The sequence below is a fragment of the Bradyrhizobium sp. Leo114 genome, from assembly GCF_055229415.2.
Map to the genome: position 1 here is coordinate 41,630 of NZ_JBUYEN020000001.1, position 23,903 is coordinate 65,532.

At 62.6% G+C, this 23,903-nt stretch carries 22 protein-coding genes; 11 read left to right on the forward strand and 11 right to left on the reverse strand.

Annotated elements, in window-relative coordinates; all coding sequences use genetic code 11:
- Positions 1-304 precede the first annotated feature (304 nt).
- Positions 305-682, forward strand: a complete 378-nt coding sequence (locus ACZIRK_RS00195) for an FCD domain-containing protein (protein ID WP_130222512.1) — start codon at positions 305-307, stop codon at positions 680-682.
- Positions 683-966: 284 nt separating this feature from the next.
- Here ACZIRK_RS00195 and ACZIRK_RS00200 read toward each other — a convergent pair whose 3' ends face one another.
- From ACZIRK_RS00200 to ACZIRK_RS00220, 5 genes are all read right to left on the reverse strand, one after another.
- On the reverse strand, positions 967-1,734 hold the full coding sequence (locus ACZIRK_RS00200; protein WP_207230902.1) for an ABC transporter permease: 768 nt from the start codon (positions 1,732-1,734) through the stop codon (positions 967-969).
- Positions 1,735-1,741: 7 nt separating this feature from the next.
- On the reverse strand, positions 1,742-2,503 hold the full coding sequence (locus tag ACZIRK_RS00205; RefSeq protein ID WP_463326698.1) for an ABC transporter ATP-binding protein: 762 nt from the start codon (positions 2,501-2,503) through the stop codon (positions 1,742-1,744).
- Between the two features lie 22 nt (positions 2,504-2,525).
- Positions 2,526-3,545, reverse strand: coding sequence for an ABC transporter substrate-binding protein (locus tag ACZIRK_RS00210; protein WP_463326699.1), 1,020 nt, complete (start codon positions 3,543-3,545; stop codon positions 2,526-2,528).
- A gap of 150 nt (positions 3,546-3,695) precedes the next feature.
- Positions 3,696-4,340, reverse strand: coding sequence for a maleylacetoacetate isomerase (gene maiA / locus ACZIRK_RS00215; RefSeq protein ID WP_456643429.1), 645 nt, complete (start codon positions 4,338-4,340; stop codon positions 3,696-3,698).
- Between the two features lie 6 nt (positions 4,341-4,346).
- Positions 4,347-4,718: an antibiotic biosynthesis monooxygenase family protein gene (locus ACZIRK_RS00220; protein WP_130222504.1), complete on the reverse strand. Its 372-nt coding sequence runs from the start codon at positions 4,716-4,718 to the stop codon at positions 4,347-4,349.
- Between the two features lie 190 nt (positions 4,719-4,908).
- Here ACZIRK_RS00220 and ACZIRK_RS00225 point away from each other — a divergent pair, with 190 nt between their 5' ends.
- Entirely contained in the window at positions 4,909-7,776 is a 2,868-nt protein-coding gene (locus tag ACZIRK_RS00225) for an FAD-dependent oxidoreductase (protein ID WP_130222502.1), read from the forward strand.
- Between the two features lie 3 nt (positions 7,777-7,779).
- Positions 7,780-8,313 (forward strand): aromatic-ring-hydroxylating dioxygenase subunit beta, encoded by a 534-nt coding sequence (locus ACZIRK_RS00230; protein WP_130222500.1) that lies wholly within the window; start codon positions 7,780-7,782, stop codon positions 8,311-8,313.
- A 57-nt stretch (positions 8,314-8,370) separates the two neighbouring features.
- Here ACZIRK_RS00230 and ACZIRK_RS00235 read toward each other — a convergent pair whose 3' ends face one another.
- Complete coding sequence (locus ACZIRK_RS00235; protein ID WP_035689809.1) at positions 8,371-8,820, reverse strand: MarR family winged helix-turn-helix transcriptional regulator; 450 nt, start codon at positions 8,818-8,820, stop codon at positions 8,371-8,373.
- Between the two features lie 269 nt (positions 8,821-9,089).
- Between ACZIRK_RS00235 and ACZIRK_RS00240 the strand changes: the two genes are divergently transcribed.
- From ACZIRK_RS00240 to ACZIRK_RS00275, 8 genes are all read left to right on the forward strand, one after another.
- A complete protein-coding gene (locus ACZIRK_RS00240) occupies positions 9,090-9,287 on the forward strand; it encodes a hypothetical protein (protein WP_130222498.1) in 198 nt (65 codons plus the stop codon).
- Positions 9,288-9,440: 153 nt separating this feature from the next.
- The gene (locus tag ACZIRK_RS00245; RefSeq protein WP_463326701.1) at positions 9,441-10,538 is read left to right on the forward strand and encodes a TRAP transporter substrate-binding protein; all 1,098 of its coding nucleotides are present in this window, start codon (positions 9,441-9,443) and stop codon (positions 10,536-10,538) included.
- Positions 10,539-10,633: 95 nt separating this feature from the next.
- Positions 10,634-11,182 carry a TRAP transporter small permease subunit gene (locus ACZIRK_RS00250; RefSeq protein WP_463326702.1) on the forward strand — a complete coding sequence of 183 codons (549 nt, stop codon included), beginning with the start codon at positions 10,634-10,636 and terminating at the stop codon, positions 11,180-11,182.
- Between the two features lie 43 nt (positions 11,183-11,225).
- Positions 11,226-12,641 carry a TRAP transporter large permease gene (locus tag ACZIRK_RS00255; protein WP_463326703.1) on the forward strand — a complete coding sequence of 472 codons (1,416 nt, stop codon included), beginning with the start codon at positions 11,226-11,228 and terminating at the stop codon, positions 12,639-12,641.
- A gap of 95 nt (positions 12,642-12,736) precedes the next feature.
- Positions 12,737-14,116 carry an amidase gene (locus ACZIRK_RS00260; RefSeq protein WP_463326704.1) on the forward strand — a complete coding sequence of 460 codons (1,380 nt, stop codon included), beginning with the start codon at positions 12,737-12,739 and terminating at the stop codon, positions 14,114-14,116.
- 41 nt (positions 14,117-14,157) lie between these two features.
- Complete coding sequence (locus ACZIRK_RS00265; protein ID WP_463326705.1) at positions 14,158-16,518, forward strand: xanthine dehydrogenase family protein molybdopterin-binding subunit; 2,361 nt, start codon at positions 14,158-14,160, stop codon at positions 16,516-16,518.
- Positions 16,515-17,354: an FAD binding domain-containing protein gene (locus ACZIRK_RS00270; protein WP_463326706.1), complete on the forward strand. Its 840-nt coding sequence runs from the start codon at positions 16,515-16,517 to the stop codon at positions 17,352-17,354. The genes ACZIRK_RS00265 and ACZIRK_RS00270 overlap by 4 nt, the downstream gene beginning before the upstream one ends.
- A 1-nt stretch (position 17,355) precedes the next feature.
- Complete coding sequence (locus ACZIRK_RS00275) at positions 17,356-18,507, forward strand: 2Fe-2S iron-sulfur cluster-binding protein (RefSeq protein WP_463326707.1); 1,152 nt, start codon at positions 17,356-17,358, stop codon at positions 18,505-18,507.
- A 271-nt stretch (positions 18,508-18,778) separates the two neighbouring features.
- On the opposite strand, the gene ACZIRK_RS00280 is transcribed toward ACZIRK_RS00275, so the two are convergent.
- The 5 genes from ACZIRK_RS00280 to urtB are packed head-to-tail and all read right to left on the reverse strand — an operon-like array spanning position 18,779 to position 23,859.
- A complete protein-coding gene (locus tag ACZIRK_RS00280) occupies positions 18,779-19,717 on the reverse strand; it encodes an acetamidase/formamidase family protein (RefSeq protein ID WP_130222481.1) in 939 nt (312 codons plus the stop codon).
- 23 nt (positions 19,718-19,740) lie between these two features.
- A complete protein-coding gene (gene urtE, locus ACZIRK_RS00285; protein WP_463326708.1) occupies positions 19,741-20,433 on the reverse strand; it encodes an urea ABC transporter ATP-binding subunit UrtE in 693 nt (230 codons plus the stop codon).
- A 2-nt stretch (positions 20,434-20,435) separates the two neighbouring features.
- Complete coding sequence (locus ACZIRK_RS00290) at positions 20,436-21,164, reverse strand: ABC transporter ATP-binding protein (RefSeq protein ID WP_028163170.1); 729 nt, start codon at positions 21,162-21,164, stop codon at positions 20,436-20,438.
- Complete coding sequence (gene urtC / locus ACZIRK_RS00295) at positions 21,161-22,255, reverse strand: urea ABC transporter permease subunit UrtC (RefSeq protein WP_463326709.1); 1,095 nt, start codon at positions 22,253-22,255, stop codon at positions 21,161-21,163. The genes ACZIRK_RS00290 and urtC overlap by 4 nt, the downstream gene beginning before the upstream one ends.
- Complete coding sequence (gene urtB / locus ACZIRK_RS00300; protein WP_463326710.1) at positions 22,252-23,859, reverse strand: urea ABC transporter permease subunit UrtB; 1,608 nt, start codon at positions 23,857-23,859, stop codon at positions 22,252-22,254. Before urtB ends, urtC begins: the two co-directional genes overlap by 4 nt.
- Positions 23,860-23,903: the final 44 nt, after the last annotated feature.

Consider the following 23,903-nt stretch of genomic DNA (forward strand, 5'->3'; position numbering starts at 1 on the left):
CTCCTACACATCGGCTCGATGCACGATGTTTAGCTTTTTTGTATTACTAAACGTAGTACTAAATTTTTGAGGCCGTCAAGCCGGTTCTCGCGCTCTTGGCGAAATATTTGCGACGCTCGCACGCACGAGCGGGGATGTTCGCGGCGCAGCAAAATGTCCGACTCCTGTAGCTAGTTTGGCGGCCCACGATTACCGATCTGGTCCGGCGGACACAATACGGCCCATCCCGACAGCAGGAGAGCCGGAAGGTTAGCCATAACCGGCATGTTTAGTAAGCTAATTTACTGAACGTTCGACAAAGCGATTGACAGCGAGCAGCCTCATCGGCCGAAATCTGCCATTGCCGCGGACCGCACCAGTTTCGCGCCAGCAACGACCTCGCCAAAGCGCAACGAACGCGATCGAACTCAAGCGCCGGCGCAGAAAAATCAACGAAGCTGACCGATGTTCTGCGGCTCATAACGGTCTGATTGCAGGTTCGCATAAGGCTGGAACTGCTCACCCTTGTTTCAACGAGCTCGATGCAATTTTTGACGGGATGGACGCTCCGCTGAAGGTATCTGACATCACCGGCTGGGCGCTGGAAGACGAACGCTTTCACCTGAAGATCGTTGAACTCGCCGGCAACCGCCGCCTGTGCGAGACCGTCTCGACTGCTGGGGCCAGGCCCATCGCGCGCTGATGTTTAACCGAGCTACTTTGACGCATCGCGGAGCACGCTTGATCCCTTCTTCGCGCCTCGCGGCCAATTGACGTTCAGTCAGCGTTCATGGTTCGCAGCACAAACTCGAGTGTCAGCAATTCGGAGAAGAAATGTCTGGAAGTGTATGTGAGTTACTCTGCCCCGTGCCTGCCTCGGGCTAAGCGTTGTCGCACCGACAGGCCGCCCCGCTTGGACCGACGCTGATGTCCGTTGAGGGGCTGTTGCTACTTGCTCAAAGGCGTCCTTGATGTACTGCGGCTCGATTACTTCAAGCGTTGCGAATTCGTGTGATGCCACGGCAAGGCAACCCGCTCAATCGCTTCAATCACCGCAATCAATGCGACGCCGAGCACCGCAAGAATGACAATCGCAGCAAAGACACGCGGCGTGTCGAACGTACCCTGCGCGGTCAGAATGACATAGCCGAGGCCGCGCTGGGACGAGACGAATTCGCCGACAATGGCGCCAACCAGAGCCAGCGACATCGCCACCTTCAGTCCGGCAAACAGATGCGGCAGCGCGCAATAGAGCTTGATGCGCAGCAGCACCTTCAGACGCGACCCACGCAAGGTCTTCGCCAGGTCGATCGTATCCGGCGACACCGATTGCAGACCAAGCGCGGTGTCGATCACCACGGCAAAGACTGCGATCAGAAAGGCAATGGCGATCTTGGGCTCCGCGCCTGTCCCGAACCAGATCAGAAAGAGCGGCGCCAGCGCCACCTTCGGCACGCTATTGAGCGCGACGAAGAGCGGGAACAGCAGACGATCCAGGATCTTCCACTCCACGATCGCAACCGCAAACGAGACGCCGAACACGACGGCGACGGCAAAACCGGCGAGCGTGATGCCCAGGGTATAGGCCGTCTGCACGGCGAACCAGCCCGGAGAGGCTGCAAGTTCCTCGATGATCAGCGACGGCGCCGGCAGCAGAATGGACCGCACGCCAAGCGCGCGCACGCCGATCTCCCACACCGAAAGGAAGATCGCAACCCCCAGTAGCGGCACGGCGGCTCGACGCGCGGCTTTCATCAAGCTCCTAGTCATGGATCAGGCCCATTTGCTCGAACAGAGCCCGGATACGGCTTGTATAGGCACCGAATTCCGGCGTCTCGCGCATCGCCAGTTTCCGCTCGGCCGGCAGGTCGATGGCGATGTCCGCGACCACGCGCCCCGGCCGCGGCGTAAAGACCACCACGCGGGTCGACAGGAACACCGCCTCGGTGATGCTGTGAGTCACGAAGACGACGGTCATCCGATGCTTGGTCCAGAGCCGATGCAGGTCGACATTGATCTGATCGCGCGTCAGCGCATCGAGCGCCCCGAACGGCTCGTCCATCAGCAGCAAACGCGGGTCGAGCAGCAGCGAGCGGCAGATCGCGACGCGCTGCCGCATGCCGCCGGACAATGCCCGAGGATAGGCGCGTGCGAATCCGTCGAGCCCCACCATCTGCAGCAATTGCCGTGCGCGCTCCTCGTATTTCTTCTTGCCGTAACCGCCGAAATCTGCCGGCAACAGGACGTTCTCCAGAACGTCGAACCATTCCAGCAAGGCATCCCGCTGGAACGCCATGCCGAGACGCTCCGGAGGACCGTCGATGGGCGCGCCATCCAGTTGCAGGCGTCCGCCGGTCGGCGCCTCAAGTCCGGCAAGACAGCGCAAGAACGTGCTCTTGCCGCAGCCGCTCGGCCCCACCAGGCTGATGAATTCGCCCTCTGCGATATCAAGCGAAACGCCTTGCAACGCGGTGACGCCGTCGGCGTCACCGTATCTTTTCACGACATCGGACGCTGCGATCATGGATTCAACGGGATCGCGAGGGTCAGTTCTTGCCGCTGGCCACGTCCGCAACGACGCGCTCGTCGATCAGTTCATTGGTGAAGACTGCATCCGCATCGAGACCCTTCTCGATGAGCCCGCCTTCGGCCAGCACCGCAACCGCCCGCTTCCAGTCCGCCGCAGCCATCGTGCCGAACGGCAGGTTCCGGGTTGCATCGGTGTACGCATAATCCTTCAACGTATCGATCTGCTGCCGCAAGACGGCCGGATTGAGTTTGGCCTGCGGCCGCGCCGCAATGATCGCCCTCACCGCTTCGTCCTGATTGCCGGCAAAGATATAGGCCCAACATCCCGCGACCACGCTCGCAAAACGCTTCAGCGCCTCGCGCTTCGAGGCGATCGACTTCTCGGTCGCCAGCAATCCGAAGCTTGGAAATTCCAGCCCCTGATCGGCGAAGCGGATGGCGTTCGAGGGACGCTGGCTTGCGACTACCGCCAGAAAGAATGGTCCGGACGAGAATGCCGCGTCGGACCGGCCAGCCATGTAGAGGCCGGCTTTACCTGCCGCGTCGACGCTGACGAGGTCGACGTCACTGCGAGTCAGCTTTCCGGCGGCGAGAAACTGGTCGATGAACGGCGCCTCGAGCGAACCGGCGGTGAAGGCGATCTTCTTGCCTTTCAAATCGGCGGGGCTAGCGATGCCGCTGTCCTTCGGAACCAACAGACCGATGTCGTTCTGCTTGATGAAGCCGGCAATCGCTTTCACCGGCAACCCCTTGGAGCGCGCGATCACCATCGGGGCCAACGACGCGTAGCCGACATCGTATTCACCATTACCGACGATCTGCACGGTGGCGACGGACCCGGTTCCGTCATCCAGCACGACATCGAGATTGTATTTCGCGAACAATCCCTTCTGCGCCGCCAGATGGAACGGCGCCTGCGACCCCCAAGGCGTCCAATCGAGTCGTACCGTCAGGCGGTCGGCCGCCGATGCGCTACAATTAATCAGTACACATGCAATAAACGCCGTAACCGCAGTTAACTCTCGAAATCCCATCATGTGCACACCTCCCATATCTGCCCGGCGGTACCGCATTCCTTCAAAAGACTAACACGGCGCCTTGCCCGCGCAAGATATGATTATGTACTGATTAATTTGCCGATTGCCCAACAATGAGGCTCGGGGGCGCGCGGCGCAGGCAACGACAGTTCAGAACGCGTCAGCCTGCGTGCTCGGTTCGGCAGTGCGGAAGGCGTCAAGTGCCATGCAGCGATCGGTGATCGCCAGCAGGATCGGATACGCGTCAAGCGGACAATTGAAGCGCCGCGCGTTGAAGATCTGAGGGACGAGACATATGTCGGCCATCGTTACGGAATCGCCGTAGCAAAACCGGCCAAACAGGCGCTCGCGCCGCAGATAGTCTTCGAGTCCGGACAGCCCTTCCGCGATCCAGTGCCGATACCAGGCATTGGTGGCCGCCTCGTCCGCCTTGAACTGCGCCTTGAGATGCTTCAGCACGCGCACATTGTTCAGCGGATGAATTTCGCAACCGATGATCTGCGACACCGCCCTGACGTAGATCCGCCCGAGCGGATCCTTCGGCATCAGCGGAGGATCGGGATAGACTTCATCCAGATACTCGATCACGGCCATCGACTGGATGAGGCATCGGCCGCCTTCCACCAGAAGCGGCACCAGCCCTTGCGGATTGATATCGCAATAGGACGGGGTCCGATGCTCCATCTTCGGCAGACTGATATAGCGCGGCTCGTAGTCGAGCCGCTTGTGGGCCAGCGCGATCCGGAGACGGAACGAGGTCGAAGACCGAAAGAATGTGTAGAGTTGCCGCGACACGTCAGATCACTCTGCGGCGGCCTTCTGCAGGATGTCATCCGGCGTGGAGGATACGACCTCGACATATTTCGGGATGAACTTGCCGCCCTCGATATACTTGATGAAGGCCGGTTTGATTTCATTGGCGAGGATCTTGCGGATCCTGGCATGCTCCTCGATATCGCTCCATTCGGCGATCAGGAAGAATCGCTGCGGGTCCTCGCTATCGCGGCACAGCACGCCATCCTTCACCTGCGCCGATGATTTGTGCATCGGATTGCCTTCCGAATAGTCAAATTCCTCGAACAGCTTGATGAACTCTTCCTCATGCCCCGCCATGACGCGGAAGTCGTAGATATGCAGATAATTGCCCTTGGTGGCGAGCGGCTCTTGCGCCATGAAAGTCTCCCGTTCCTGAACATATATGATGGTACACTGACTATCTTGGTTTCGCAACAGGCGCGATATCGCGCCGCTTTTGTGCGCAGCAGCGCTCTTCTTTTCGTCCGCAGCAGCGCTCTTCACGGAGTTGCGAGCTTTAGAAATGATGTTATACTGATTATAAATTCCAGCGCGAGAGACGCCACAAATGGCATGGACGAGAGCGGCTTCGCTGAACGACGTGCCCGAGGGCAAGGCCCTCGGCGTCGAAGTCGGCGGCATTCATATCGCGCTCTACAATCTCGACGGCAAAATCTACGCAACGCATGGCATCTGCACGCACGCGCTCGCGCTGCTGGCCGAAGGCTGGATCGAAGACGGCAAGGTGGAATGTCCGCTGCACCAGGGGCAGTTCGACATCCGCAGCGGAAAGGCCCTTTGCGCGCCGGTGACCGAGGATTTGCGGACCTATGCTGTTCGCGTCGAAGGCGATGACATTCTCATCGATCCCGACCAGCCGGCTACCGAATCCGCCTTCGAGAGCAAGCTCGCTGCCGCTGCGCCCGCGAAAGATACGACGGGTGTCGTGATCGTCGGCGCAGGTCAGGCGGCCGCGGCTGCAATCCGGGCCATGCGCACCGGCGGCTTCGATGGCAGCATCGATCTGGTAGGCGCAGAACCTCATCTTCCCTATGAGCGACCGCCGCTGTCCAAGGAATTCCTGCTGGGTACGGCCGAATTTTCATCCAGCGTTCGTTTGAGCGAGGCAGACGCGGTTCAGCTCGGCGTGCGCCTGCATCTTGGCGTTGCCGCGACGACGATCGATGCCACGCAGCGCCGGATCACTCTCGCGAACGGCGAGGTTCTGGCTTACGATTCGCTCCTGCTTGCCACCGGCGGAACGCCACGACGGCTGAGCATTCCCGGTGCGGATTTCCCGGGCGTTCACTATCTGCGCACGATCGAGGATTCCGCCGCCATCGGCGCAGCCCTTGACCGCGCCCAGCATGTCGCTGTGGTCGGCGGTGGGTTCATCGGTCTAGAACTTGCATCGACCGCAATTTCGCGCGGCGTTGCAGTGACCCTGCTCGAACGCGAACGCGAGATCATGGCGCGGATCATGCCGGCCGCCGTCGGCCGTGCCTTCCGGATCATGGCGGAGCGGCATGGCGTCGATATTCGCCGCAACGCCGGGGTTATCGAAATCACCAGGCGCGGCGAACGCCTCGGCGTCGTGACCAGCGAAGACACGATCGAAGTCGACGCGGCTCTGGTCGGTATCGGCATGCAACCGGTGCTCGGCCTTGCGCTGCAGGCCGGCTGCGCCACCACGCCCGCCGGCATCGAAGTGGACGCGCAAGGACGCACCTCCGTGCCGGGCATCTGGGCGGCCGGCGATTGCGCGTTGTACCATGAGCCGATCGCAGGGCGGCGCCCCTCGCTCGAAAGTTGGCAGAACGCCGAAGAGCAAGGCGGCGCGGCCGGCCGCTCGATCGCCGGAAACAGCGCACCAGTGGCGCAAAAGCGCCCCTGGTTCTGGACCGACCAGTTCGGCTGCAATGTGCAGATGCTCGGAATTGTCGGCGCTGACGATCATGTCGCGCTCGTAGCCGCGAACGAAGCGGCCCCGGGCGCGGTCTATCGCATGTTCGACAAAGCGACCGGACGGCTCACCGGCGTCGTCGCGTTCTCGCACCCGCAGGCGATCCGCGCCGCGCGCGCCGAACTCGATTCCGCCCCGCCTTTCGATCCCGATATTCATGGCGCCATCATCTCATCCGATGGACAAGAAGGCGCCGATGCCATGGAGGCCAGCCTCATGAACGCCAACCCGGGACTGTCGCTCACCAAACGCTATATCTGGCCGGCCGATGGCCTCACCCGCATTCCGGATTGGGTCTATACCGATCAGGCGATCTACGAGCGCGAGGTCGAGAAGATCTTCCACGGCCGCACCTGGAATTATGTCGCGCTCGAATCCGAAATCCCCAATTCCGGCGACTTCATCCGCTCGCATGTCGGACCGACACCGGTCGTCGTCTCTCGCGCGGAAGACGGCTCGATCCATGTGTTCGAGAACCGCTGCGCGCATCGCGCCGCCGAGTTCTGCCGAGAGCTTTCCGGCAACGCAAAGGAATTCGTCTGTCCCTATCATCAATGGTCGTACGATCTGAAAGGAAATCTGGCCGGCGTTCCCTTTCGTCGCGGCGTCGGCGGCAAGGGTGGCATGCCTCCAGATTTCAGGAATGCGGATCATGGCTTGCGCCGCCTGAAAGTGACGACGCATCGCGGCGTGGTGTTCGCCTCCTATTGCGACGACATGGAGCCGCTGGCCGAATATTTCACGCCGGAGATCATGCGCGAATTCGAGGCGACCTTCGATGGCCGCAAGCTCAAGGTGCTCGGCTATTACCGCCACTCACTGCCCGGTAATTGGAAGCTCTATCATGAGAATTTGAAAGACCCCTATCACGCCACCCTGCTGCACACTTTCCTGGTCACGTTCGGCCTTCTGGTCGCGGGCAACAAGTCGCTGATGCTCGCCGATCCGAGCGGGCGTCATGGCGTGATGGCTTCGGCAAAGTCCGACGGCAAGGCCGTGTCAAGCGACGCGAAGAAGGAAATGCGCGCTTACAAGGAGGGCATGACGCTGGCCGAGCCGCGCTTCATGGATTTCGTGGACGAGTTCGACAGCCCCTGGTCGGTGACAATGGCGACGATCTGGCCAAACCTGATCGTGCAGCGCGAGATGAACACACTGGGCGTACGCCAGATCGTGCCGACGGGACCGCATGAATTCATCATGAAGTGGACTATGTTCGGTTTTGAGGGCGACAGCGATGAGATGACACGGCATCGCCTCCGGCAAGGCAATCTGATGGGGCCGGCCGGCTTCCTCGGGCTTGAAGACAACGAGGCGATCAAGTTCGTGCAGGACGGCATGCAGCGCGTGCCGAACGGCGAGCATCTGGTGAAACTCGATCCGGCAGTCGAAGCCGGCACCGCCGACAACCTGATCTCTGAAGCGGCAATCCGCGCCATGTACAAGCACTGGCGCGCCGAGATGGGACTGTGAGTCATGGATATGGCCCTTAAGCGCAACCTCTCATCCGACACGCTCATGGATCCGCGCCTCGAGGCACTCCTGCTGCGGCACGAGATCGAGACCTTCAACGTGCGCTATGCGAACGCGCTCGACGAGCAGCGTCTCGCCGACTGGACCGAGATGTTCGCGGAGGACGCGACCTACGTCGTCCTGTCGCGCGAGAACCATGACCGCAACATGCCGGTTGGGCTGATCTATTGCGAAGGCAAAGGCATGATCCGCGACCGCGCCTTCGCTCTCAGCGAGACCGCGATGTTCGCGCCGCGCTATCTGCGGCACATCATCGGTAATCTCGACGTGCTGGGCGAAGAGCGCGACGGCACGATCAAGGCACGCGCCAACTACGTCGTGCTGCAGGTGCTGTTCGATCGGCCAGACGCTACGTTGCATCAGGTTGGCGTGTATTTCGACGTATTCCGCCGCGAGAACGGCGTGCTCAAATTGGCCAGCAGGCGCTGTGTCTATGACAACCTGCTGGTGCCGAATGCGCTTTGTCTGCCGGTGTGACCGCATATGACCTGCCGCGACGAACCGGCAGATAAGGCGCGCGGCCGGCGAGCGATCTCAGCTTGGTTGAAAGACCGTGCGGCCGAGATGGTTGTTCGCATCAACCAGCCGCAGCAGCGCCGCCATCAGGGCCGCGCGCTCCTTGGGAGGCAAAGGCTCGAGCAGGCGCGCCTGGGCGCGCTGCATCGCCTTGAACATCTCTCGGGTCACTTTCTCCCCGGCCGGCGTCAGGCGCGCGAGCACCGCGCGCCGATCCTTCTCACCCTTGCGGCGGGTCAGCAAGCCGCGCTGCTCCAGACGACGCAGCACGTCGGCGACATTGGTGCGGTCGATGCCGACCTCCCGCCCGAGCGTATGCTGATCGGTGTCGGGATTGAGGCTGAGCGTGGTCAGCAGCGCATATTGCACCGGCGTGATGTCGAAGCCTGCGCATTCCTCGAAGAACAGGGCGTAGTTGATCTGGTGCAGCCGCCGGATCAGAAAGCCGGGGCGCGCCCACAACGGCATGCTGGCATAAAGCGAGGTGTGCTCCGCCTTCTTTCCGGCGGGCTGGCTTTTCGGTTTTCGGGCCGGCTTGGATTTCCCGACTCTTTTGGGCTTTGCCAATTTCAACAATCTCCCTGCGACGGCTTCCGGCTGTTCTCTACCACCCCCAGCGTCCACTCGCATCTCCTTCGTCCCGGTTATTCATGACATGCCGCCTCACCGCGGCCTGGGGCTTAAGCATCGGCCGCAAGGAAAATAAGCAGTACGCTGTCTAATATAGGGAGGCCGCGGTGATCCGCAATCGAATGATACTTTCGCCCTTCGGCTTTAGTTTGCAGATGCGGCGCTCGGGAAACGTCCCTGATCTTATCGAAACCAAGTATTTCGACGGCATTATGCGTCCGGCCGTCATGACGCAAACCGGGCATTCCATACCCTCAACCACCACGGTCCTTCAGTTGGTGCAGCTTTTGCATCTTCAAAAATAGGATATATGCTGACTAATATGCTCCACGCATGGCCATAGATGGCGTAACCGACATGGTTCTTGGCGAACGGGATGTAATCCACCGGCGCGATATCCGCGGCCGCCCCGCACTCGCAAGCGACGGCATTTCTCACGCGAAGAAAGGATGGGGACTATGAATCGCCGCAAACTGCTCTTGGGCCTGGCGGGCGGGACCGCCGGCACCGCACTCGCTGCACCGGCCATCGCCCAAACTCAACCGGCGGTCCGCTGGCGTATGGCCACCGGCTGGCCGAAGAGCCTCGATACGATTCACGGCTCGGCCGAAGACCTTTGCCGCCGAGTCGGCCAGCTCACCGAAGGCCGCTTCGAGATCCGCTGCTTCGCCGGCGGCGAAGTCGTTCCGGCGCTGCAGGTGCTCGACGCCGTGCAGAACGGCACCATCGAATGCGGGCATATTTTGTCCGCCAATTACATCGGCAAGAGCCCGACCTACGCGTTCGATGCCGGTTTGCCGTTCGGCCTGAATGCGCGGCAGCAGGCCGCCTGGCTGTACGAGGGCGGCGGCCTGCCGCTTGTTCGCGCCTTCTACAAGAAATCGAACGTCATCCCCTTCCCCGTCGGCAACGTCGGCACGCAGATGGGCGGCTTCTACCGGAAAGAGATCAACACCGTGCAGGATTTGCAGGGCCTGAAGATCCGCATCGGCGGACTCGGCGGCACCATCCTGCGCAAGCTCGGCGCCGTACCGCAGCAGCTGCCGCCGTCCGATATCTATTCGGCCCTGGAGCGCGGCACCATCGACGCGTCGGAATGGATCGGTCCATACGACGACGCCAAGCTCGGCCTGAACAAGGTCGCCAAGTTCTACTACGCCCCCGGATGGTGGGAAGGCAGCGCGGGCATCACCGCGCCGGTCAGCCTGCCCGCCTGGGAAGCCCTCCCCGAGCCGTTCAAGGTCGCGTTCGAGGCCGCGTGCAATGAGCAGATGATGTTCATGATCGCAAAGTATGACGCCCGCAATCCGGATGCGTTGCGGCGGATGATCGGGGAAGGCACGCAACTGCGGCTGTTCCCGCGCGCGGTTCTGGACGCGTGCTACAAGGCGAGCTTCGAGACGTTCGAAGAGATTGCCGCCAAGGACGCAGACTTCAAGACCATCTACGACCCCTGGAAGCGCTTTCTCGAAAGCTCCAATCCGTGGTTCCGAGTCGCAGAGCAGAGCCTCGACGCCTACCGCTTCACGCACGACATCCCGACGGCATCGCAATGATGCTGCACGCCCGGTGGCCACTGACGCTGCCGGGCGACGACCTTTGAGGTTCGCGGGAAGTCGGCGCGCTCACGGCGCCAGTGTGGGAGAGATCGATGCATGCCTTGCTCGCCTTTAGCCGGAAGATCGACGCCGCCAGCGCGGTATTCGGCCGCATCGCGGACTGGATGGTCGGCCTGTCATGTGCCATCAGCGCCGCGAATGCCATCATTCGCTACGGCTTCAGCTACAGCTCGAATGCATGGCTGGAAGCGCAGTGGTACATGCTCGCAGGCATCGTCATGCTCGGGGCGAGCCACACGCTGTTTCGCAACGAGCATGTCCGCGTCGACCTGCTCTATGGCAATTTCGGTCCGCGAACCCGGCTATATGTGGACATTTTCGGCATCATCTTCTTCCTGCTTCCGGCGACAATCCTGCTGACATGGATGACATGGCCGTTCTTCGTCACGAGCTGGGTGACCGAGGAAGGCTCGTCCAACGCGGGCGGACTGATGCGCTGGCCGGTGAAGCTGATCCTTCCGGTCGGCTTCCTACTGCTCACCCTTCAGGGCATGTCCGAGCTGGTCAAACGCATCGCGCTGTTGCGCGGCGTGGCGCCCCAGGCCGAGGTCATGACCGAATATCACCGTATGGAACAATGACCGCTTTCGCCGCACACATCCGATCCTCGAAAGAACTGTCCCGATGCTGACGGTGGCCCATATGCCGCCGCTAATGTTCGGCGGCCTTGTTCTGTTCCTGCTGATCGGCTTTCCGGTCGCCTTCTCGCTTGCGGCCGTTGGCCTGTTTTTTGGTTTCCTGTCGGTCGGATTGGGCTTTTTTTCCGAGGCCTATCTCGGAAACCTGCCGCTGCGCATCTTCGGCATCCTGTCCAACGATCTGCTGCTGGCTATTCCCTTCTTCACGCTGATGGGCGCGATTCTCGAACGCAGCGGCCTTGCCGAAGACCTTCTGGAGGGCACCGGCCAGTTGTTCGGCGGCGTGCCCGGCGGGCTCGCTTATGCGGTCATCATCGTCGGCGCCATCCTCGGTGCAATCACCGGAACCGTCGCCGCCTCGGTGATCGCCATGGGTATGATTTCGCTGCCGATCATGATCCGCTACGGCTACGACATGCGCATCGCGACCGGCGTGATCGCAGCGTCCGGAACGATCACGCAAGTCATACCGCCGTCGCTCGTACTCATCGTACTCGCCGACCAGCTCGGCCGATCCGTTGGCGACATGTATGCCGGCGCGATCGGACCTTCGATCCTTCAGGTGCTGCTCTTCCTGGCCTTCATCGCCGCCGTTTCGATCATTTCGCCGCAGCGCGTCCCGCCCTTGCCCAAAGAGGCGCGCGCGCAGCGTGGATGGGTGCTGGTGCGACGCGTCTTGTGGGGCATGGTGCCGTCGATCGTCCTGATCTTCGTGGTGCTTGGCACTATTTTCATGGGTCTCGCGACGCCGACGGAAGCCGGCGCCATGGGCGCCGTCGGCGCGGTCATCCTCGCCGCCTTGAACCGTCGACTAAGCTGGCCGCTGGTCAATCAGGCGATGCAGAACACCATGCGCATCACATCCATGGTGATCTTCATTCTGATTGGATCCACGGTGTTCAGCTTGGTCTTCCAGGGCGTCGACGGCTCCCGCTGGATTGAACACCTGCTGAGCCATGTGCCGGGCGGACAAGTCGGCTTTCTGATTTTCGTCAACATCTTCGTATTCTTCCTCGCCTTCTTCCTCGACTTTTTCGAGATCGCTTTCATCATCATTCCGCTGCTGGTGCCCGTCGCAGACAAGCTCGGCATCGACCTCGTCTGGTTCGGGGTACTGCTCTGCGTCAACATGCAGACGAGCTTCATGCACCCTCCCTTCGGGTTTGCACTGTTCTACCTGCGCGGCATCGCTCCGAAGGAGGTGCTGTCCCGTGACATTTACCTCGGAGCGCTGCCGTGGGTCGGATTGCAACTCGTACTGGTGGCGATCGTGATCTTCTGGCCTGCGAGCGTCACCTATTGGATCGACAAGCGATCGAACGTCGATCCGGCTGCGATCCGCATCGAGCTGCCGAAAACCGACAGCGGTGACGGCGACATGTCGATAGTAAACTTCAAATAGGGTGGCTGCGCTCTTCTCCCGCATGGCGGCCGCTTGACAGCATGGGTTATATCGTCAGTATACATCTTATTTAGGACCACTGATTTCAACGGCACATGCAGATCGATCTCCGCACCGGAAAGCACAGCACCGAGGACGCGATCTCCGACACGATCAAGCGCTGCCAGCAGAGCCAGCCGACACTCAACGCCTTTGTCCGGATCGACCGCGACGGCGCGCTTGCCGCAGCGCGCACCGTCGATGCGAGCGGGGCAGCCGCTGGACCGCTCGCCGGTGTTCCGGTCAGCGTCAAGGACATCCTGAATGTCTGCGGCCTGCCGACGAACTGGGGTTCGCGGCTGATGCAGGACGCCGCTCCCGCCGCGGCGGATACGATCGCGGTCGCGCGGCTGCGCAAGGCCGGAGCAATCATCATCGGCAAGAGCACGACCACCGAATTCGCCCATACCATGATGGGCTCCTCGCCCCTGACGGGACTCACCATCAATCCCTGGAATCCGGCGGCGACGTGCGGCGGATCGAGCTGCGGCGGCGGGGTGTCCGTCGCCGCGGGCCTGGTACGCCTTGCGCTCACCACGGACGCGGGCGCATCGACGCGGCTGCCGGCCGCCTGCACAGGCGTGCTCGGACTGAAACCCACGCTCGGCCGTATCCCGCACGATCTCGTGCCGGAAGGGTTTGCCAACTTTATCCATCTCGGCATGATCACGCCCAGTGTCGCGGATATGGCGCTCGCGCTCGAAACCATGGCCGGCCCGGCGCCGAGCGATCCGCATTCGCTCGGCCTGCCGCGGTTCGATGCATCACAGATCAGCACGCGGGCAGCAAACCTCACCGGCAAGCGCATCGGCCTCATCATGCAGGTCGGTAACGCGCGCGTTAGCCGTGGGATGACCGAGACGATTCGGCGTGTTGCGAAGACGTTGGAGGGGTACGGCGCCTCCGTTACGGATATCGAATGGGCGATGGACAATCCGGAACCGACCTGGCGCATCCTTCAGCAGTCGAACTGGGCGGCGCGGCTCGGCAAGATTATCGACGAGGTCGAGAACAAGATCGAGACGAGCCTGGCCGAGGGCGTCCGCGTCGGTCTTTCCTATTCCGGACAGGACCTTCAGGGTGCGCTCAACAAGCGTACCGCGCTGTTTCGGCATGTGCAGAAGCTGTTTGAAGGGTTCGACTTCCTGCTGACGCCGGCAATGAGCCGGGAGCCGCTGGATGCGCTGCACAAGCCGCTCGATCCGATCAGCATCGACGGGGAGGTGGTCGGCGACATGCGGCGCGAATGGACGCCGTATCTCAGTCTGTTCGATCTGACCGGGCATCCCGCGATCAGCGTGCCCGCCGGCCTCTCGGACAGCGGTGTTCCGCTGGCGTTCCAGCTCGTCGCCCCTTGGTATGAGGAGGCCAGACTGCTCGGAGCCGTCGCATTCCATGAGCAGCACCACCCCTGGCAACTTCTCGACGCGCAGTGATGAGGTAAGGTGTCGGACCGAGCGCAGGGAGCATGACGCAGATGGCACACGACAACGACGGCGAAGGCATCGGCGCCCGGGCGCCCCGGAAAGAAGACGCCCGGCATCTACACGGCCGCGGTCAATTCACCGCCGACATTCGCATCCCGGGGATGCGCGAAGTCGCGTTCCTGCGCAGCCCCGTGGCGCACGCGCTCATCATGCGACAGAGCAAGCCGCAAGGCTTTGAGGATTGCGTCTTCTTTCACAGCGATCTCGCCGGTGTCGCGCCGATCACCACCCGCTCCTCCATTCCCGGCTACAAGGTCTCCGACTATCCCGCGCTGGCAAACGGACGCGTACGCTTTGTCGGCGAGATCGTGGCGATGTGCGTCGCCAACAACCGGGCGGCGGCGGAAGATCTCTGCGAGCTCGTCGATGTCGATTACGATGCAATCCCTGTGATTGCATCGAGCACCGCCGGCCGCCAGCACGAGGCGACGCTGCTGCATCGCGAATGGGGCGATAATCTCTTCCTCGAAACCAGCTTCGATCGCGGCATGGATGGGATCGCCCAAACGGCGCCAATTAGCGTCGAGCTGGAACTGTCGACCGCCCGGCAAGTCATGCATCCGATGGAAGGCAAGGGCCTTGTTGCGTGGTGGGACCATCGCGCCGGGCAGCTTGTCGTGCATACCTCCACGCAGGTGCCGCATCTGATCCGCATCGGCCTGGCCGAATGTCTCGGCATTCCGCAGGCGATCGTGCGCGTGGCGCCGCCCGATGTCGGCGGCGGCTTCGGCTACAAATGCATGCTGATGCCGGAGGAGATCGCGGTGGCCTGGCTGGCGCTGACGCAGAAGCAGCCATTCCGCTGGATCGAGGACCGCCGCGAGCATCTGACCGCCGGCGCAAATGCGCGCCAGCACGAATACAAATTGAGGGCCTATGCCGACGCGCGCGGACGGCTGCTCGGTCTCGACGCCGAAGTGTCGGTCGATTGCGGCGCCTATTCGGTATGGCCGTTCTCGGCCTGTCTCGAAGCCGCGCAGGCCGGCGGAAACCTGCCGGGCCCTTACGATCTCAAATCCTATCGCTGCAAAACCTATTCGGTCGCAACCAACAAGCCGCCTTTCGCTCCATACCGAGGCGTGGCGCGACCGGGCGTCTGTTTCGCGATCGAACTGACCATCGACGCCATCGCCAAGGCGGTTGGACGCGAGGCGTGGGAAGTGCGCATGGAAAATCTCGTCGCGGCCGCGGCGATGCCCTACACCAACATCACCAACAAGCATTACGACAGCGGCGACTACCCGGCTTCGCTTCTGGAAGTAAAGCGCATGATCGATTTCGACGCGCGGCGCAAGCTGCCTGCACGCGACGACAAAGGCCGTTATCTCGGGATCGGCTTTGCGACCTATACAGAACAATCTGCGCACGGCACCAAGGTGTTTGCCGCCTGGGGGCTCCCGCTGGTGCCGGGCTTCGATCAGGCCCATGTCAAGCTCACGCCCGACGGAGCGCTCGAAGTCAAAGCCGGTATCCACACGATCGGACAAGGGCTCGAGACCACGCTGGCGCAGGTCGCGCACGAAATGACGCGCGTTCCGCTGAAGGATATCCGGGTGACGCTGGGCGACACCGCGACCACGCCCTTCTCCACGGGCGCCTATGCCTCTCGCGGTATCGTGATGACTGGCGGCGCGGTGTCACGCGCGGCGGACATCGTTGCCGGCCGCATCAAAGCCATCGCGGCGCATCTGCTGCAGGTCAAGCCGGACGATATCACTTTCCGCGAGGGCCGGATTTTCGGCGGCGCCGCGAATGTCTCCTATGCGGACGTTGGCCGCGCCTGGTACATCCGCCCCGACGAATTGCCTGACGATGTCGACCGCGCCGGCCTGGAAGCGACGGCCGCCTACAAGCCCGAGGTCGACAGCGGCGTCTTCTCCTATGCGAGCCACGCCGCCTATGTCGCCGTGGACGCCAGGACCGGTCTCGTGGAAATCCTTGACTACGCCATTGTCGAGGATTGCGGGCGCATGGTGAACCCGATGATCGTCGAAGGGCAAACCTTCGGCGGGGCGGCGCAGGGTGTGGGCACAGCGCTGTTTGAAGAGAGCCCCTATGACGACAATGGCCAGCCGCTGGCCTCGACCTTGATCGATTACCTGTTGCCGGGGCCGACTGAACTGCCGCGTTTCCGCATCCATCATATGGAAACACTGTCGCCCTATTCCGCACATGGCATCAAGGGCGTCGGCGAAGGCGGCGCGATCGCGCCGTCAGCAGCGATCGTCAACGCCATTAACGATGCGCTTTCGCCGCTGAATGCCGTGCTGCGCGACATCCCGGCGACGCCGGAGCGCATACTTGCCGCCATCGCGAAAGGCGGACGCGCCAACACCAGGGATGCGGCATGAAACCGGCAGTTCTGGATTACGCGCGGGCGCGGACGCTCGACGACGCGCTCGAGTGGCTCGCCGCCGGCGATGGACAGGTCAAGGTGTTCGCCGGCGGCCAGTCGCTTGGGCCCATGCTCAATCTGCGCCTCGCGCGCCCGGCCAAACTCATCGATATCAGACACATCCCGCAATTGCGCGCGATCGAGGCGGACAGCCGCATGTTCTCGCTCGGCGCGACCTGGACGCATGCCGAGATCGAAGACGGCATGCTCGAAGACCCGACGCGCGGGCTTCTGCCTTTCGTCGCCCGCGGCATCGCCTATCGCGCGGTGCGCAATCGCGGCACAGTGGGCGGCAGCCTTTCGCACGCCGATCCAGCAGCGGACTGGGTGTCCACGATGGCCGCGATCGGAGCCATCATCGAAATCCGCAGCGCCATAGCCCCAGCGCGATCCGTCGTAGCGCACGACTTCCTGCGCGGCGCATTCACGCCGCAACTTGCGGCGGAGGACATCCTGTGCGCCGTGCAGATCCCGCGATTCTCCCCCGATATGCGTTGGGGCTATTACAAGGTCTGCCGCAAGACCGGCGAGTTTGCCAAGGCGATCGGCGCATGCGTCGTCGACCCGAGGCTGGATATCTGCCGCGTCGTCGCTGGTGCCCTGAATGGCCGCCCGCTGCTGTTGTCGCGCACGGCCGCAGCGTTACAGCAGGACGGCACGGACAAGGCCACCGCCCTTGTCCGCGACGAGATCGAGCACATGCTCGCTACGCTCGACGTCGCACATCGGCAGCAACTCGCCGTGGCTGTGGAGCGTAGCCTGGCGCAGCTCAACGATCCCTGGAGATCCTGACATGCTAGCGATCGATATCTCGCTTTCGGTGAATGGCCGATCGGTGCGCACCAGCGCGGAGCCGCGCACGCAATTGCTAGAATTGCTGCGCGAAGATCTCAACCTGACCGGCGCGCATGCCGGTTGCGAACAGGGCGTCTGCGGTGCCTGCACAGTGGTTGTCGACGGCAAGCCGCAGCGCTCTTGCATCAGCTATGCCGGAGACGCCGATGGCGGCTCGGTGACGACGATCGAGGGATTCGACAACGATCCGCTCATGGGTGAGCTGCGCGCCGCGTTCACCAGGCATCACGGCCTGCAATGCGGCTTCTGCACGCCCGGCATGCTCATCACGGCACGTGATATCGTGGTTCGCCTTGGCGAGGTTACGCCGGCGCGCATCCGCGAGGAACTGTCGGGCAATCTGTGCCGCTGTACCGGCTATGTCGGCATCGTCGAGGCGATCCTAGAGGTCAGCGCAGGCAAGCAGCCGGCCGCAACTGTCGCTCCCGCCATAGCCACCGCGGTCCGAACCGCCCCGCCAGCGTCCGAATTCGTGAAGCAGGCTGTTTCACCAGCCAAGAGACCTGCTTCGGCAAGTGTCGCGGCCACGCCGTCACGGCAAGGATGGACCTCGATCCAACAGCGGCTTCAGATCGCCTCGTCACCGGCCGACGTATGGACGAAGCTCACTGATCTGAAGCAGGTCGCGACCTGCCTGCCCGGCGCGGAAATCACGACCATTGACGGCGACCACATCGAAGGCCGCATGCACATGGCGCTGGGGCCGATGAAAGTTGCGTTCAAGGGCGACGGCAATGTTACCCTGGATGCGACGGCCCGTCAGGGCCGCATGACCGGCCGCGGACGCGACACTGGATCTGGATCGAGCGCCGAGGGCGAAGTCGAATGGCACGTGTTGCCTGGCGACGCCGATCCGGCTGCCGCGAGCACCCTGGCCGTCACTTTGTCATGGCGTTTGAGCGGCCGGCTGGCGCAGTTCAATCGCGCTGGTCTGGTGCAGGACGTTGTGCAGCGCCTGACATCTGACTTCACGGCCAATCTCGAACGCTCACTCAAGGGCGAAACGGCTTCGTCGGACCTATTCAAGCCAATCAGCTTCTGGTCCCTGGCATGGGCCATCCTGAAGGGCCGCCTGACCGGACGGCCCTGATCATCGCGATCGGGAGATCGACCTTACCTTCACCATCTGCAGTACCAACCTGCAGGAAATCGTCGGTTGACGTAGGAAATCGTTGCCTGTGTAGCGGGCGACGACTCGAAGGACAGGAATTCAACCGCCCCCACAATGGGATTGTCCGCCAGCAACGTTTCACCTGCGCGGCCGTACGGCGAGCCATTGATTGCCACGACCTCAATCGAGAAGCGGCACATGGTTCGGCTCCGTTGCATCTCCGTCATTCGGCACGAGGCCGCGCTGGCGCTCACAGATAGGATTTCGGCAACAGCATATGGATGCCCTTGTTGCCATCGACGAGCTGGGTGACCCGCAGATTTCCGGCAAGCGAGCAGAGCATATAGGCTTGGTTGCGAGACAGGTTGGTGCGCGCGCAGATGTGCTTGACCATCTCGCGCACCGCCTGCTTCGCGGCATCGTCGAGATCCTCATCGAGGCCGATCGACATCAGATGCGTCGAACTCTCGGCAAACGGCCATGACAGCTCCATGTCCTTACGCACCGTCAGGCGGAACGTGCCGGTCACGCCGGTTTCGAGCGCGGTAATGCAGACCTCGCCGTCGCCCTGCACGCCATGTCCGTCGCCGGCGAAGAACAGCGCGCCTTCATTGTAGACCGGCAGATAGAGCGTCGTGCCGGGACGAAGCTCCTTGTTGTCCATGTTGCCACCGAAGCTGCGCGGTACCGGCGAGCCGCAACGGCCCCAGGCCGCCGGCGGCGCGGTGGCAATGATGCCGAAGAACGGGTCGAGCGGGATCTCGAGGCCCCAGGGCATCACGCAGACATTGCGTTCATGATCGACCTTCGGATGAATCGTTTCGTATTCCGTGAACTCGTCCGGCAAGGTACCCAGCAGCGGCAAGATCGACACGAAGCCCCAGTCCTGCCGCACCTTCACGCTGAGAATGTCGACCTGGAGGACATCGCCGGGCCTCGCACCCTTCACGTAGACCGGGCCTGTGATGAAATGCGGGCCGGGTCCCTGAGCCAGCGTGTCCAGCGCCAGCAGATAGTCGGCCGGCACGATGCTGCGATCCTCCGGCAGGCATTCCTTTCCACCGGCGGGGAAGGAATGCAGCGTGACAGTGTCGCCGGACGCGACCTCCAGAACCGGCGGCGTGGTACTGTCGAGATAGCCCCAGACCATGTTCTCGGGTGCGGAGGAAATTTCATGACGGCGCGACATGGGCTTGCTTTCTTGTTGTGATGTCAGATGGCGATGTGGCGACTTAACAACTCGCGGCTCGACTGATCCATGCGGCCCGCTTCGACTACCGAACCGCGCGACAGCACGACGAAGGCGTCAGCAAGGCTGACGGCGAAGTCGAGATATTGCTCGACCAGAAGCAGCGAGATCCTGCCCTTGAACGAGGCCAGCACATCCTTGATCGCGGCCACGAGATTAGGCTGGATCCCTTCGGTCGGCTCGTCGAGGATCAAAAGGCCAGGCTTCGTGACGAGCGCGCGGGCGATCGCAAGCTGCTGCTGCTGTCCACCGGAGAGCGCGCCGCCGGCGCGTCGCCACATCTGACTGAGCACGGGAAACAGCGCGATAGTTTCGTCCACGACATCCGTTCCGAACGTGCCGTGCGCACGGGCAGCAGCCTCGATGTTCTCGCCGACCGTGAGCTCGGAGAAGATCTCGCGGCCCTGCGGCACGTAGGCCAGTCCGGCCGCCGAGCGCCGATGCGACGACCAGTCCGATATCTCAGTATCGTCGACCAGCACGCGGCCTCGTGACGCCGGCAGAATGCCCATTAGGCATTTCAGCAGTGTGGTCTTCCCCGCGCCGTTGCGACCGAGCACGGCAAGACACTCGCCGGGCATGATCTCGAAGCCCACCTTGCGCAGAACCTGCGCGCTGCCGTAATGCTGATCGAGGCTCTCGACGCGGAAGCGCATGCCTATCGCCCCAGATAGACGTCGATGACGCGGGCGTCCGCCCTTGCATTCGCCATCGAGCCCTCGAACAACGTCTTTCCTTCGTGCAGGACCGTGACGCGATCGGCGATCTGCTCGACGAAATCCATGTCGTGCTCGACCACGACGATGGCACGATCGGCGCGCTTGAGACTTCGCACGAGAGCGGCCGTGCGTTCGGTCTCTTCGTCTGTCAAGCCGGCGACCGGCTCGTCCAGCATCAGCACGGACGGGTTTGACGCCAGGACCATGCCGATCTCCAGCCACTGCTTCTGTCCATGTGCGAGTTCGGATGCGGAGCGATTGGCCAGGGCCAACAGGCCGACAGCATCCAGAACCTCTGCGACGCGTTGATCGAGTTCGGCTCTCGAGAGAGACCATTTCAGCCCGCCCTGCGCACCGATCTCGATGTGCTGGCGTACGTTCAGGCCCTCGAAGATGCTCGGCTTCTGGAATTTCCGCCGGATGCCCGCACGGGCGATCTGGGATTCACCGGCGCGCAGGACGTCGGTGGCGTCGCCAAAGATCACCCGGCCCTTCTTGGGCTGCGTGATGCCGGAGATCACGTCCAGCAACGTCGTTTTGCCCGCGCCGTTCGGGCCGATCACCGCCCGGACCTCGCCGAAGTCGATCGCCAGCGACAGCGTATCGATGGCACGAAAACTGCCGAACTCGACCGTCACCGCGTCGATCACCAGCGCGGTCCCGCTCACCGGTTCAGCTCCGCCGGTTCGGAAGACAGCCGTGAGATCAGCGGGCGATGAAGCCTGAACCTGGCGAGATCGACGAGCCCGTTCGGGAATACGAACACGACCAGCACGATGAGCCCCGAAAGGATGAACGGCCAGAGCTCGGGCGCGGCAGCCGACAGCCAGAACTTGATCGCATTGACCAGCACCGCGCCGATGACGGCGCCGATCAGGTGCCCTCGTCCGCCGATCGCGACCCAGACCGCGATTTCGAGCGACAGATCGGGCGCGAGCAGCCGGGGATTGATGATGCCGACCTGCGGCACATAGAGCAAGCCGGCGAGCGCCGCAATCAGCGCCGACAGGCACCAGACGGCGAGCTTCAACAATAAGGTGTCATAGCCGAGCGTGCGCAGCCTCACCTCGTCGTCCCGCGCCGCGATCATGAGCATGCCGAATCGGCTCTGCAGCAGCAGGCGGCAGCCAAGCATCGTCAAGGCAAGGACAACGACCGAGATCGCCGCGATCGAGATGACGACGCCGCGCGAGCCGATCGGCCAATCGAAGATGACGGCGAACCCGGTCATGCCATTGTTGCCGCCGAAGCCGGTATCGTTGCGGAACATCAGCAGCATCGCGACATAGACCAGCGCCTGGGTGATGATCGCGAAATAGACACCGCCGACGCGGGAGCGGAACGAGACGTAGCCGAACACGCCGGAGATCAGGAGAGTCACGGCAACAGCGACAAGCGCAGCATAGACAAAGTAGCCAAAGCCCGCCCAATAGAACGGGAACGCCGTCCAGCCCATGAACTGCATGAAGTCCGGCACCTTGCCGGTGACCTCGAATGAATGCTTGAGGAGATACATCGCGACGACATAACCGCCGATGCCGAAGAACAGCCCGTGCCCGAGCGAGAGGATGCCGAGATAGCCCCAGATCAGGTCGAGCGAAAGCGCCAGCACCGCGAAGGCCGCGAGTTGCCCGATGGCATTGGCGAGATAAGCGGACAAGCCGAACGGAACCGCAATGGACGTGACCAGCGACAGCGCTACCGCAAGCACTGCAGCCAACGCAGCCAGGAACGGCCGGTCCGACCAGATTGAGCTCATTTCCGGCGTCCCTTGATGGCGAACAGGCCTTCCGGCCGCCATTGCAGGAAACCGATGATCATCAAGAGCACGATGACCTTGGCCGCAACCGCGCCCCACAGCGGCTCGATCAGCACATTGATCTGTCCGATGCCAAGGGCTGCGACGATGGTGCCGGCGATCGTGCCGACGCCGCCGAGCACCACCACCATGAAGCTGTCGATGACAAAGTTCTGTCCCATCTGCGGATTGACGCTGTAGATTGGCGCGAGCGCCAACCCTGCCAATCCTGCAAGTCCCGAACCAAGTCCGAACGCCAGCATGTCGACGCGGCGCACGGCGATGCCAATACAGCCGGCCATGGTCCGATTCTGGGTCACGGCCCGGATGTTCAGCCCCAGCGGGGTCAGGCGCATCAAGCCCCAGGTCAGGCCAAGCGTGACCACCGCAAACGCGATCGCAAACATGCGGTTCCAGGTAAAGATGAAATCACCGATCACGGGCACCCCGCCGGTGACGTAGAACGGAGTGACGAATTGGAGGTTCTGTGTGCCGAAGGTCACGCGCACCAGATTGATCAGGAACAGGCTGACCGCCCAGGTCGCAAGCAGGCTCATCAGCGGACGGCGATAGAGATGGCGCAGAAGGATCGCTTCCAGCACGATGCCGATCGCAGCGGTCACCAGGAAGACAGCGGGAATCGCAATGATGAGATACCACTGCAGCAGGCCGGGCGCGATCAGCCGCAAGGCTTCCTGCACCAGCCAGGTGATATAGCCGCCGAGCATGATGAACTCGCCTTGCGCGAGATTGATTACGCCCATCAGGCCGAAGATGACCGCCAGCCCGATCGCGGCCATGAACAGGATGCTCGCGAAACTCAGGCCATTGTAAAGAGTGGCGAGCGTGTCGCCGATCGTGATGCCCCGACGGATCGCTGCGCTCGCCGCATCGACGGCGCGCCTGAAGTCAGTATTGGCGCCGTAGGCGGGATCGTTTGTCAGCGGTCCTACCAGCGCCAGCGCGTGCCGGTCCGGCCTGGACGCGATGCGGCCGATCGCGGCGATGCGCTTGTCCATGTCGGGTGAGTTCAAAGCGGCGCCCTGCGCAACTGCCGAGATCTGCGCTTTCAGGCCAGGATTGCTCTCGTCGCGGCCGGCAGTCTCGAACAGTTGCTCGGGCAGATTCGAGGCCTGCCGTTCCAGCGTGCGCAGGGCTGCAGCGCGGCGTGCGGGATCCGGCGAGCTGCGCAAAGCGAGCGCCGCGTCGGCTGTCTCAAACACCGCTCTGTTCTTCAGGCTAAGCAATGGCAAGCGGCTGCCGTCGGCGGCGCTCCGTGCCGCCCGCGTCAGCGCGTCAACCGACCCGTCAGCCGAGGCGACGACGGCGCCCGTGGCATCGCAGGACAGTTTCCGATCCATCACGCTGCGTGCAATCGGCGCGGCCCAGGCGCGATCGTCGGGGGAGCCCTCCGCCGCGATGTCGATCATTGCGCGACCTGCCTCCCCCATCGCCGCCGCGTCGCCGCACACTTTGCCGATCAGATCGGCCCGCTCCATGGCATAAGCGGTCGAGCACCACGCGACAACGAGCACCCACAACACAAGCGCAAGGCCACGAATCATGCGCGACCATCCGAGCGAAGCCGACGGGCCAGGCGAGCCTGCGA